This is a genomic window from Enterobacter sp. AN-K1, assembly GCF_020971765.1.
Lineage (GTDB): Bacteria > Pseudomonadota > Gammaproteobacteria > Enterobacterales > Enterobacteriaceae > Enterobacter > Enterobacter hormaechei_C.
In genome coordinates this window covers 1,642,387-1,654,941 of the sequence record NZ_CP087390.1, presented here as the reverse complement: position 1 = coordinate 1,654,941, position 12,555 = coordinate 1,642,387, and the positions used below count along the sequence as shown (strand labels likewise).

The following is a 12,555-nucleotide window of genomic DNA, read 5'->3' as shown; positions in this document are numbered from 1 at the left end:
AGGAAGGAACAGCATGACTGATGTAACTGTAAAATCGCTGGCTGCTGAGATTCAGACCTCCGTGGACCGCCTGGTACAGCAATTTGCTGATGCAGGGATCCCGAAGTCCGCTGATGACTCGGTGACCGCGCAAGAAAAACAAACCTTGTTAGCGCACCTGAACCGTGAACACGGCTCTACGCCTGACAAGTTAACGCTACAGCGTAAAACGCGTAGCACGTTGAACATCCCTGGTACCGGTGGCAAAAGCAAGTCGGTACAAATTGAAGTCCGCAAGACGCGCACCTTTGTAAAACGTGATCCGCAAGAGGCAGAACGCCTTGCCGCGGAAGAGCAGGCACAGCGTGAAGCGGAAGAACAAGCTCAGCGTGAGGCAGAAGCCACTGCCAAACGTGAAGCAGAATTAAAAGCTGAACGTGAGGCCGCAGAAAAAGCGAAACGCGACGCCGGTGAAAAAGCGAAGCGTGACGCTGCGGAAAAAGACAAAGTGAGCAATCAACAGACCGACGAAATGACCAAAACTGCCCAGGCTGAAAAAGCCCGCCGTGAAAATGAAGCTGCCGAGCTGAAGCGTAAAGCGGAAGAAGAAGCCCGCCGCAAGCTTGAAGAAGAAGCTCGCCGCGTCGCCGAAGAAGCGCGTCGCATGGCAGAAGAAAACGAGAAGAACGGTGTGAATACCGCTGAACCAACTGAAGATACCAGCGATTATCACGTCACCACGTCTCAGCATGCGCGTCAGGCAGAAGACGACAACGACCGCGAAGTTGAAGGTGGTCGTGGCCGTACTCGCAGTGCAAAAGCTGCGCGTCCTGCGAAAAAAGGTAACAAACACGCTGAATCAAAAGCTGACCGTGAAGAAGCGCGTGCAGCGGTTCGCGGCGGTAAAGGCGGCAAGCGTAAAGGTTCCGCTCTCCAGCAGGGCTTCCAGAAGCCTGCTCAGGCCGTTAACCGTGACGTTGTGATCGGCGAAACCATCACCGTTGGCGAACTGGCTAACAAGATGGCGGTGAAAGGCTCTCAGGTCATCAAAGCGATGATGAAACTGGGCGCAATGGCCACCATCAACCAGGTCATCGACCAGGAAACCGCACAGCTGGTTGCCGAAGAGATGGGTCACAAAGTTATCCTGCGTCGTGAAAACGAGCTGGAAGAAGCAGTAATGAGCGACCGTGATACGGGCGCAGCGGCTGAACCGCGCGCACCGGTCGTGACCATCATGGGTCACGTTGACCACGGTAAAACCTCTCTGCTTGACTACATTCGTTCTACTAAGGTTGCCTCCGGCGAAGCGGGTGGTATTACCCAGCACATTGGTGCTTACCACGTAGAAACCGAAAACGGCATGATCACCTTCCTGGATACCCCAGGCCACGCAGCGTTTACCTCAATGCGTGCTCGTGGTGCTCAGGCAACGGATATCGTTGTTCTGGTTGTTGCTGCCGACGATGGCGTGATGCCACAGACCATTGAAGCTATCCAGCACGCGAAAGCGGCGCAGGTGCCTCTGGTTGTCGCAGTTAACAAAATCGATAAGCCAGAAGCCGATATGGATCGCGTGAAGAACGAACTGTCCCAGTACGGCGTTATGCCGGAAGAGTGGGGCGGTGAAGCGCAGTTCATCCCTGTATCTGCAAAAGCAGGTACCGGTATCGACGACCTGCTGAACGCTATCCTGCTTCAGGCTGAAGTTCTGGAGCTGAAAGCGGTTCGTAAAGGTATGGCGAGCGGCGCGGTAATCGAATCCTTCCTGGATAAAGGTCGTGGTCCGGTTGCAACCGTTCTGGTTCGCGAAGGTACTCTGCACAAGGGCGACATCGTTCTGTGTGGTTTCGAATACGGTCGCGTTCGTGCGATGCGTAACGAACTGGGTCAGGAAGTGCTGGAAGCGGGTCCGTCCATTCCAGTGGAAATTCTCGGCCTGTCCGGTGTTCCGGCTGCCGGTGACGAAGTCACCGTGGTACGTGACGAGAAGAAAGCGCGTGAAGTCGCTCTGTATCGTCAGGGTAAATTCCGTGAAGTGAAGCTGGCTCGTCAGCAGAAATCTAAACTCGAGAACATGTTCGCCAACATGACCGAAGGCGAAGTTCACGAAGTGAACATCGTTCTGAAAGCGGACGTTCAGGGTTCTGTGGAAGCGATCTCCGACTCCTTGCTGAAACTGTCTACCGACGAAGTGAAAGTGAAGATCATCGGTTCTGGCGTAGGTGGTATCACCGAAACCGACGCAACCCTGGCAGCAGCGTCCAACGCGATCCTGGTTGGCTTCAACGTTCGTGCTGACGCATCTGCGCGTAAAGTGATTGATGCTGAAAGCCTGGATCTGCGTTACTACTCCGTCATCTATAACCTGATTGACGAAGTGAAAGCAGCGATGAGCGGCATGCTGTCTCCTGAGCTGAAACAGCAGATCATCGGTCTGGCTGAAGTACGTGACGTGTTCAAATCACCGAAATTCGGTGCGATCGCGGGCTGTATGGTTACCGAAGGGACCATCAAGCGTCACAACCCAATCCGCGTACTGCGTGACAACGTGGTTATCTACGAAGGTGAGCTGGAATCCCTGCGCCGCTTCAAAGATGACGTTAACGAAGTCCGTAACGGTATGGAATGTGGTATCGGCGTGAAGAACTACAACGACGTTCGCGTTGGCGATATGATCGAAGTGTTCGAGATCATCGAAATTCAGCGTACCATCGCGTAATCTTCGTCAACTGAAGAGTAATTAGCGTAGGCCGGGTAAGCGAAGCGCCACCCGGCAGTAATTTTAAAAAGGGGCTTAAGCCCCTTTTTTGTCTGGAGAATTTATTATGGCGAAAGAATTTGGTCGCCCACAGCGCGTCGCGCAGGAGATGCAGAAAGAGATCGCTCTCATTCTGCAACGTGAAATCAAAGATCCACGCGTGGGTATGATGACCACCGTGTCTGGCGTGGAAATGTCCCGCGACCTGGCGTACGCCAAAGTGTTTGTAACTTTCCTGAATGACCAGGATGAAGACGCCGTGAAGAACGGCATTAAAGCGTTGCAGGAAGCCTCTGGTTTCATCCGCTCTCTGCTTGGCAAAGCGATGCGCCTGCGTATCGTGCCAGAGCTGACCTTCTTCTACGACAACTCGCTGGTTGAAGGTATGCGTATGTCCAACCTGGTGACCAGCGTGGTGAAACATGACGATGAGCGTCGTGTTAACCCGGCGGACGACAGCAAGGAGGACTGATGAGTCGTCCTCGTCGTCGCGGTCGTGACGTGCATGGCGTGCTGTTGCTGGATAAACCACAGGGCGCATCCAGCAACGACGTGCTGCAAAAAGTGAAGCGTATTTATAACGCCAACCGTGCAGGACACACTGGCGCGCTGGATCCGCTGGCAACCGGCATGCTGCCGATCTGCCTGGGGGAAGCGACAAAGTTTTCCCAGTACCTGCTGGATTCGGATAAGCGCTACCGCGTGATCGCCAAACTGGGCCAGCGCACGGATACCTCCGATGCAGATGGCCAGGTGGTGGAAGAGCGCCCGGTGACCTTCAGCGCAGAGCAACTTGATGCGGCGCTGGACAGCTTCCGTGGTGATACGCTACAGGTGCCGTCGATGTATTCGGCGCTGAAATATCAGGGCAAAAAGCTCTACGAATATGCGCGTCAGGGCATTGAGGTACCGCGCGAAGCTCGTCCGATTACCGTGTATGAGCTGCTGTTCATTCGCCACGAAGGTGATGAACTGGAGCTGGAAGTACACTGTTCGAAAGGGACCTACATCCGCACCATCATTGATGACCTCGGTGAAAAGCTGGGCTGCGGCGCGCATGTGATTTATCTGCGTCGTCTGGCGGTCAGCAAATATCCGGTCGAACGCATGGTGACGCTTGAGCATCTGCACGCCCTGGTTGAGCAGGCGCAAGCGCAGGGCGTTGCGCCGGCCGATCTGCTGGACCCGCTGCTGATGCCAATGGACAGTCCGGCAGTGGACTTCCCGGTTGTTAATCTTCCTTTAACATCGTCCGTTTACTTTAAGAACGGAAACCCGGTTCGCACAACGGGGGCGCCGCTTGAGGGCCTGGTACGCGTGACGGAAGGTGACGAAGGGAAATTCATCGGTATGGGCGAAATGGACGGCGAAGGGCGTGTTGCGCCGCGTCGTCTGGTCGTCGACTATCCGGTCGAAGCGTGACGGTGATAACGCCTCACCTTGCGATAAGCAGGGGAGACGAGTAGAATATCGCCGCTTAACGCCTGGTAAATTGTTTAACAATCTGCGGGGCGTACATGGGATAGCTGAATTAGAGATCGGCATCCTTACATTCTTTATACTTTGGAGTTTGAAAATGTCTCTAAGCGTTGAAGCTAAAGCTAAAATCGTTTCTGAGTTTGGTCGTGGTACTAACGACAGCGGTTCTACCGAAGTTCAGGTTGCACTGCTGACTGCACAGATTAACCACCTGCAAGGTCACTTTGCAGAGCACAAAAAAGATCACCACAGCCGTCGTGGTCTGCTGCGTATGGTTTCTCAGCGTCGTAAACTGCTCGACTACCTGAAGCGTAAAGATGTTGCACGCTACACCGCGCTGATCGAGCGTCTGGGCCTGCGTCGCTAATTCTTGCGAGTTTCAGAAAAGGGGGCCTGATGGCCCCTTTTTTCAACCAGACGGCAGCAATTCAATGGAAACTATTGTATTGTTGCTATAAATGATCTTCATTGCAGAGGTTCGCGCGGCTAATGAGAGGCTTCACCCATGGGGGTGTCGGTTGTCATTAGTCGCGAGGATGCGAAGAAGGTCGGGTTAAATCGTCAGCACACCTGAGGTGTGCTTTCAAACATTTAAGAAAGGACAGAATTTTGCTGAATCCGATCGTTCGTAAATTCCAGTATGGTCAGCATACCGTCACGCTGGAAACCGGCATGATGGCGCGTCAGGCTACTGCTGCCGTTATGGTAAGCATGGATGACACCGCTGTATTCGTTACCGTAGTTGGCCAGAAAAAAGCTAAACCAGGTCAGGACTTCTTCCCACTGACCGTTAACTACCAGGAGCGTACCTACGCTGCCGGTAAAATCCCGGGTGGCTTCTTCCGTCGTGAAGGCCGTCCAAGCGAAGGCGAAACCCTGATCGCGCGTCTGATTGACCGCCCGGTTCGTCCGCTGTTCCCGGAAGGCTTCGTAAACGAAGTTCAGGTTATTGCGACCGTTGTTTCCGTTAACCCACAGGTTAACCCGGACATCGTTGCTATGATCGGCGCATCTGCGGCCCTGTCACTGTCTGGTATTCCATTCAATGGCCCAATCGGTTCCGCGCGCGTTGGCTACATCAACGACCAGTACGTACTGAACCCAACTCAGGAAGAGCTGAAAGAGAGTAAGCTGGACCTGGTTGTTGCCGGTACTGAAGCAGCGGTTCTGATGGTTGAATCCGAAGCTGAACTGCTGAGCGAAGATCAGATGCTGGGCGCTGTGGTATTTGGCCACGAGCAGCAGCAGATCGTTATCCAGAACATCAACGACCTGGTGAAAGAAGCCGGTAAACCACGTTGGGACTGGCAGCCAGAAGCGGCCAACGACGCGCTGAACGCACGCGTTGCTGCACTGGCAGAATCTCGTCTGAGCGACGCATACCGCATCACCGACAAACAGGAGCGCTATGCTCAGGTTGATGTGATCAAATCTGAAGTGACCGCGACCCTGGTTGCCGAAGACGAAACGCTGGACGCTAACGAGATTGGCGAAATCCTGCACGCCATCGAGAAAAACGTTGTTCGTAGCCGCGTCCTGGCAGGCGAGCCGCGTATCGATGGCCGTGAAAAAGACATGATCCGTGGTCTGGACGTGCGTACTGGCGTACTGCCACGTACTCACGGTTCTGCGCTGTTCACCCGTGGTGAAACGCAGGCGCTGGTAACCGCGACCCTGGGTACCGCACGTGACGCACAGATCATCGACGAACTGATGGGCGAGCGTACTGACAGCTTCCTGTTCCACTACAACTTCCCTCCGTACTCTGTGGGCGAAACCGGTATGGTTGGCTCACCGAAGCGTCGTGAAATTGGTCACGGTCGTCTGGCGAAGCGCGGCGTGCTGGCAGTGATGCCAGAAGCAGACAAATTCCCGTACACCGTACGTGTGGTGTCTGAAATCACCGAATCCAACGGTTCCTCTTCTATGGCTTCCGTGTGTGGTGCCTCTCTGGCGCTGATGGATGCAGGCGTGCCAATTAAAGCCGCCGTTGCAGGTATCGCAATGGGTCTGGTGAAAGAGGGCGACAACTATGTTGTTCTGTCTGACATTCTGGGCGACGAAGACCACCTGGGCGATATGGACTTCAAAGTAGCGGGTTCCCGTGACGGTATCTCTGCCTTGCAGATGGATATCAAAATTGAAGGTATCACCAAAGAGATCATGCAGGTTGCTCTGAACCAGGCTAAAGGTGCGCGTCTGCACATCCTGGGCGTGATGGAACAGGCGATTAATGCGCCGCGTGGTGATATTTCTCAGTTCGCTCCACGTATCCACACCATCAAGATCAATCCAGACAAGATCAAAGATGTTATCGGTAAGGGCGGTTCTGTTATCCGTGCACTGACCGAAGAAACGGGCACCACCATCGAAATCGAAGATGACGGTACTGTGAAAATCGCAGCAACCGACGGCGAGAAAGCGAAATACGCTATCCGTCGTATCGAAGAGATCACGGCAGAAATCGAAGTGGGCCGTATCTACAATGGTAAAGTGACCCGTATCGTTGACTTTGGCGCATTCGTTGCCATCGGTGGCGGTAAAGAAGGTCTGGTACACATCTCTCAGATCGCTGACAAGCGCGTTGAGAAAGTGACCGATTACCTGCAAATGGGTCAGGAAGTACCGGTGAAAGTTCTGGAAGTTGACCGCCAGGGCCGTATCCGTCTGAGCATTAAAGAAGCAACCGAGCAGTCTCAGCCTGCTGCGGCACCGGAAGCCCCGGCTGCTGAACAGCAAGGCGAGTAAGGTTGCCATTTGCCCTCCGCGCAGGCGGAGGGCTTATTATCAGGCAGGACGCCTTGTTAAGCCGCCGGGGGACAGGACGTTCATCAATAGTTGTCTTCGGGAGTGGGAAATGAAGCCTTTTTTGCGCTGGTGTTTCGTTGCGACAGCTTTAACGCTGGCAGGATGCAGCAACTCTGCCTGGCGTAAGAGCGAAGTCCTCGCAGTGCCATTGCAACCGACTTTGCAGCAGGAAGTCATTCTGGCACGCATGGAACAAATACTTGCCAGTCGGGCTTTAACCGATGACGAACGCGCACAGCTTTTATATGAGCGCGGAGTGTTGTATGATAGTCTCGGTCTGAGGGCACTGGCGCGAAATGATTTTTCACAAGCGCTGGCGATTCGACCTGATATGCCTGAAGTATTCAATTACTTAGGCATTTATTTAACGCAGGCAGGCAATTTTGATGCTGCCTATGAAGCGTTTGATTCTGTACTTGAGCTTGATCCAACTTACAACTACGCGCACTTGAATCGCGGTATCGCATTGTATTACGGCGGTCGTGATAAGTTAGCGCAAGATGATCTGCTGGCGTTTTATCAAGACGATCCTAATGATCCTTTCCGCAGCCTGTGGCTTTACATCGTTGAGCAGAAGCTCGATGAGAAGCAGGCCAAAGAAGCACTGAAACAGCGCTTCGATAAATCGGACAAGGAACAGTGGGGATGGAACATTGTCGAGTTCTACCTGGGCAACATTAGCGAAGCAACGCTGATGGAACGCCTCAAGGCGGACGCAACGGATAACACCTCGCTCGCTGAGCATCTCAGTGAAACCAACTTCTATTTAGGTAAGTACTACCTAAGTCTGGGGGATATGGACAGCGCTACGGCACTGTTCAAATTAGCGGTTGCTAACAACGTACATAACTTCGTTGAGCACCGTTATGCATTGTTGGAATTATCGCTCTTGGGCCAGGAGCAAGACGACCTGGCAGAATCGGACCAGCAATAGCTGACGACATAAACATCAGCCCGTAATCTTTTGATTGCCATCACCTTCACTGGTGAGGGCGTTGTTGTTCGTCAATACACCTAATTTGAGCCGGTTCACACTTTTCAATGAAAATTGCTAATCATTTTCACGATGAGCTAAGTAGACTGGCCGCCATTAATATCGAGGCACTTGTACTACATGGCTGAATTCGAAACCACTTTTGCAGATCTGGGCCTGAAGGCTCCTATCCTTGAAGCCCTTAACGATCTGGGTTACGAAAAACCATCTCCGATCCAGGCTGAGTGTATCCCACACCTGCTTTCTGGTCGTGACGTGCTGGGCATGGCCCAGACTGGTAGCGGTAAAACCGCAGCATTCTCGCTGCCGCTGCTGAACAACATTGATCCGGACCTGCGCGCGCCGCAGATCCTCGTCCTGGCTCCAACCCGTGAACTGGCTGTTCAGGTTGCTGAAGCTATGACGGAATTCTCTAAACATATGCGCGGCGTAAACGTGGTAGCCCTGTACGGCGGCCAGCGTTATGACGTGCAGTTACGCGCCCTGCGCCAGGGTCCACAGATTGTTGTCGGTACGCCGGGCCGTCTGCTGGATCACCTGAAGCGCGGTACCCTGGACCTCTCTAAACTGAGCGGTCTGGTACTGGACGAAGCCGATGAAATGCTGCGTATGGGCTTCATCGAAGACGTAGAAACCATCATGGCGCAGATCCCGGAAGGTCATCAGACCGCTCTGTTCTCTGCAACTATGCCAGAAGCGATCCGTCGCATTACCCGCCGCTTCATGAAAGAGCCGCAGGAAGTGCGCATTCAGTCCAGCGTGACCACTCGCCCGGACATCAGCCAGAGCTACTGGTCTGTATACGGCATGCGCAAAAACGAAGCGCTGGTGCGTTTCCTGGAAGCGGAAGATTTTGATGCGGCGATTATCTTCGTTCGTACCAAAAACGCGACCCTGGAAGTGGCTGAAGCCCTGGAGCGTAGCGGCTACAACAGCGCAGCGCTGAACGGCGACATGAACCAGGCCCTGCGTGAGCAGACTCTTGAGCGTCTGAAAGACGGTCGTCTGGATATCCTGATTGCAACCGACGTGGCAGCACGTGGCCTGGACGTTGAGCGTATCAGCCTGGTTGTAAACTACGATATCCCAATGGACTCCGAGTCTTACGTTCACCGTATCGGCCGTACCGGTCGTGCGGGTCGTGCAGGCCGTGCGCTGCTGTTCGTTGAGAACCGCGAGCGTCGTCTGCTGCGTAACATTGAACGCACCATGAAGCTGACCATTCCAGAAGCCGAGCTGCCAAACGCAGAACTGCTGGGCAAACGCCGTCTGGAAAAATTCGCCGCGAAAGTACAGCAGCAGCTGGAAAGCAGCGATCTGGATCAGTACCGTGCGCTGCTGTCCCAGATCCAGCCTGTTGCTGAAGGCGAAGAGCTGGACATGGAAACCCTGGCCGCAGCACTGCTGAAAATGGCGCAGGGCGAACGTAGCCTGATCGTGCCACCTGATGCGCCGATGCGTCCTAAGCGTGAGTTCCGTGACCGTGACGATCGTTTCGAACGTCGTGGCGACCGTAACGACCGTGGTCCACGCGGTGACCGTCCAGAGCGTGGTGGTGAAGACCGTCCACGTCGCGAGCGTCGTGACGCTGGCGAAATGGAACTGTATCGCATTGAAGTGGGCCGTGATGATGGTGTTGAAGTTCGTCACATCGTTGGCGCGATCGCTAACGAAGGCGACATCAGCAGCCGTTACATCGGTAACATCAAGCTGTTCGGTTCCCACTCCACCATCGAGCTGCCAAAAGGCATGCCGGGCGAAGTGCTGCAACACTTTACTCGCACCCGCATCCTGAACAAGCCGATGAACATGCAGCTGCTGGGCGATGCACAGCCACGTCCTGACCGTGGCGGCGAACGTCGTGGCGGTGGTCGCGGTTTCGGTGGCGAGCGTCGTGAAGGCGGTCGCAGCGAAGGTCGCGGTGGTGAAGGCCGTCGTTTCTCCGGTGAGCGCCGCGAAAACCGTGGTCCACGCCGTGAAGAAGGCGCCAGCCGTCGTCGTTTCGGTGACGCGTAAGCCTTTCGCTTCTGACGTAAAGTAAAATATACAGCCCCGATAGTTGCTATCGGGGCTTTTTTTATTCCTTTTGTACTCTTGTACTGGTACAGTGCAACACACTAAAATGCAGAACCACATTTTTCACTGGAGATAAGGCCGCATGGCAACACTAACCACCACCCAAACGTCACCTTCGCTGCTTGGCGGCGTGGTGATCATCGGCGGAACCATCATTGGTGCCGGGATGTTTTCCCTGCCTGTGGTCATGTCCGGTGCGTGGTTCTTCTGGTCGCTGGCGGCGCTGGTTTTCACCTGGTTCTGCATGCTCCATTCCGGGCTGATGATCCTTGAAGCAAACCTGAACTACCGCATTGGCTCCAGCTTCGACACCATCACCCGGGATCTGTTGGGCAAAGGCTGGAACCTGGTGAACGGGCTGTCCATCGCGTTTGTACTCTATATCCTGACCTACGCGTACATTTCAGCGAGCGGGTCGATTCTGCATCACACCTTCTCAGAGATGTCGCTGAACGTTCCGGCGCGTCTGGCGGGTCTCTGCTTCGCGCTGGTCGTGGCGTTTATCGTCTGGATGAGCACCAAAGCGGTCAGCCGCATGACGGCGATCGTGCTGGGCGCAAAGGTCATCACCTTCTTTCTGACCTTCGGCAGCCTGCTGGGGCACGTCACGCCAGCCACGTTGTTTAACGTTGCCGAAGTGAACACCTCCTACACGCCGTACCTGCTGATGACGCTGCCATTCTGTCTGGCGTCGTTCGGCTACCACGGCAACGTACCGAGCCTGATGAAGTACTACGGCAAGGATCCGCGCACCATCGTGAAATGCCTGGTTTACGGCACGCTGCTGGCGCTGGGGCTGTATGTGATCTGGCTGCTGGGGACGATGGGTAACATCCCGCGTCCGGAATTTATCGGCATTGCGCAGAAGGGCGGTAACATTGATGTGCTGGTACAGGCGCTGAGCGGCGTGCTGAACAGCCGCAGCCTGGATCTGCTTCTGGTGGTCTTCTCTAACTTTGCGGTGGCGAGCTCATTCCTCGGCGTGACGCTGGGCCTGTTTGACTACCTGGCGGATCTGTTTGGTTTTGATGACTCTGCGATGGGGCGCTTCAAAACCGCGCTGTTGACCTTCCTGCCACCGATTGTGGGCGGCCTGCTGTGGCCGAACGGTTTCCTGTACGCCATCGGCTATGCGGGACTGGCGGCCACCATCTGGGCGGCGATTGTACCGGCGCTGCTGGCGCGCAAATCACGTAAGCGCTTCGGCAGCCCGAAATTCCGCGTCTGGGGCGGAAAACCGATGATTGCGCTGATTCTGGTATTTGGTATCGGCAACGCGGTGGTCCACGTGCTGTCGAGTTTTAATCTGTTGCCTGTGTATCAGTAAAACGTGCGGTCTGAACCCCTCACCCCGGCCCTCTCCCCATGGGAGAGGGAGAAAAGAATGTAGGCCCGGTAAGCGAAGCGCCACCGGGCAAAGCAAAAAACTACCCCACCAACTCCTCTTTCACCTGCATCGCCAAATCAAACGAATGCAGACGCGCCTGGTGATCGAAAATCTGGCCGTTAACCATAATCTCATCCGCCTGGGTTTCACGCAGCACCGCCTCCAGCCCGTGACGCACTTTCGCCTTATCACCCACCAGCGACATACTCAGAGCCTGCTGCACGCCATACTGCTCGGAGGCCGACCACAGCTGATGCATATTCTCTACCGGCGGCGGCAGCTGGCCCGTCTCGCCGCGACGCAGCTTCACAAACGCCTGCTGCATAGAGGTAAACAGGAATTCCGCGTCGCGGTTGCTGTCGGCGGCAATGATATTGATACACACCATCGCATACGGCTTCTCCAGACGTTCAGACGGTTGGAAGTGCGTACGATAAAGATGCAGTGCCTGATGCAGCATATCCGGTGCGAAGTGGGAAGCGAACGCGAACGGCAGCCCCAGCTGAGCGGCGAGCTGCGCGCTGTACAGGCTTGAGCCTAACAGCCATACCGGGATCTTTTCCCCGTACCCCGGCACAGGACGCACGTGCGGGTTCGGATCCCGCGCGTCAAACCAGTCCACCAGCTCGGCCACATCGCGCGGGAAGTTATCGATATCGCCGCTCATATGGCGACGCAGGGCGCGCATGGTCGGCTGGTCGCTGCCCGGCGCGCGGCCAAGCCCTAGATCAATACGGCCCGGATAAAGGGTATTCAGCGTCCCGAACTGCTCGGCAATCACCAGCGGGGCGTGGTTCGGCAGCATCACGCCGCCGGAGCCCAGGTGCAGAGTGGTGGTATTCGCCGCCAGATAGCCAATCAGCACCGAGGTGGCGGCGCTGGCGATGCCCACCATATTGTGGTGCTCCGCCAGCCAGTAGCGGTGATAGCCGCGCTTTTCGGCAAGCTGAGCAAGATCGAGAGAGTGCGTGAAGGCTTCTCTGGCCGAGGAGCCTTGTGGGATCGGCGCCAGATCCAGCACCGAAAACGGAATGGTTTTGTCAGTCATAACAGCTCACTTTGTCGACGGTC

At 55.2% G+C, this 12,555-nt stretch carries 10 protein-coding genes; 9 read left to right on the top strand and 1 reads right to left on the bottom strand.

Annotated features, from left to right (window positions below; translation table 11 throughout):
- Nucleotides 1-13 precede the first annotated feature (13 nt).
- The 9 genes from infB to mtr all read left to right on the top strand — a co-directional run bounded on the left by infB (nucleotide 14) and on the right by mtr (nucleotide 11,424).
- Complete coding sequence (gene infB, locus LOC22_RS07935) at nucleotides 14-2,701, top strand: translation initiation factor IF-2 (RefSeq protein WP_006812117.1); 2,688 nt, start codon at nucleotides 14-16, stop codon at nucleotides 2,699-2,701.
- Nucleotides 2,702-2,807: 106 nt separating this feature from the next.
- Nucleotides 2,808-3,212, top strand: coding sequence for a 30S ribosome-binding factor RbfA (rbfA, locus tag LOC22_RS07930; RefSeq protein ID WP_003861793.1), 405 nt, complete (start codon nucleotides 2,808-2,810; stop codon nucleotides 3,210-3,212).
- Entirely contained in the window at nucleotides 3,212-4,162 is a 951-nt protein-coding gene (gene truB / locus LOC22_RS07925) for a tRNA pseudouridine(55) synthase TruB (protein ID WP_062933417.1), read from the top strand. The genes rbfA and truB overlap by 1 nt, the downstream gene beginning before the upstream one ends.
- A 154-nt stretch (nucleotides 4,163-4,316) precedes the next feature.
- Nucleotides 4,317-4,586: a 30S ribosomal protein S15 gene (gene rpsO / locus LOC22_RS07920; RefSeq protein WP_003861789.1), complete on the top strand. Its 270-nt coding sequence runs from the start codon at nucleotides 4,317-4,319 to the stop codon at nucleotides 4,584-4,586.
- Nucleotides 4,587-4,828: 242 nt separating this feature from the next.
- Nucleotides 4,829-6,967 (top strand): polyribonucleotide nucleotidyltransferase, encoded by a 2,139-nt coding sequence (gene pnp, locus LOC22_RS07915; RefSeq protein WP_063931792.1) that lies wholly within the window; start codon nucleotides 4,829-4,831, stop codon nucleotides 6,965-6,967.
- 109 nt (nucleotides 6,968-7,076) lie between these two features.
- Nucleotides 7,077-7,961, top strand: coding sequence for a lipoprotein NlpI (nlpI, locus tag LOC22_RS07910; protein WP_017693920.1), 885 nt, complete (start codon nucleotides 7,077-7,079; stop codon nucleotides 7,959-7,961).
- 107 nt (nucleotides 7,962-8,068) lie between these two features.
- Nucleotides 8,069-8,149, top strand: coding sequence for a protein YrbN (gene yrbN / locus LOC22_RS07905; RefSeq protein WP_097397692.1), 81 nt, complete (start codon nucleotides 8,069-8,071; stop codon nucleotides 8,147-8,149).
- Nucleotides 8,142-10,037, top strand: coding sequence for a DEAD/DEAH family ATP-dependent RNA helicase (locus tag LOC22_RS07900; RefSeq protein WP_003861780.1), 1,896 nt, complete (start codon nucleotides 8,142-8,144; stop codon nucleotides 10,035-10,037). The genes yrbN and LOC22_RS07900 overlap by 8 nt, the downstream gene beginning before the upstream one ends.
- Nucleotides 10,038-10,179: 142 nt before the next feature.
- Complete coding sequence (gene mtr / locus LOC22_RS07895; RefSeq protein WP_015571971.1) at nucleotides 10,180-11,424, top strand: tryptophan permease; 1,245 nt, start codon at nucleotides 10,180-10,182, stop codon at nucleotides 11,422-11,424.
- Between the two features lie 100 nt (nucleotides 11,425-11,524).
- On the opposite strand, the gene LOC22_RS07890 is transcribed toward mtr, so the two are convergent.
- On the bottom strand, nucleotides 11,525-12,532 hold the full coding sequence (locus LOC22_RS07890) for a luciferase-like monooxygenase (RefSeq protein WP_032672051.1): 1,008 nt from the start codon (nucleotides 12,530-12,532) through the stop codon (nucleotides 11,525-11,527).
- Between the last annotated feature and the right edge of the window lie 23 nt (nucleotides 12,533-12,555).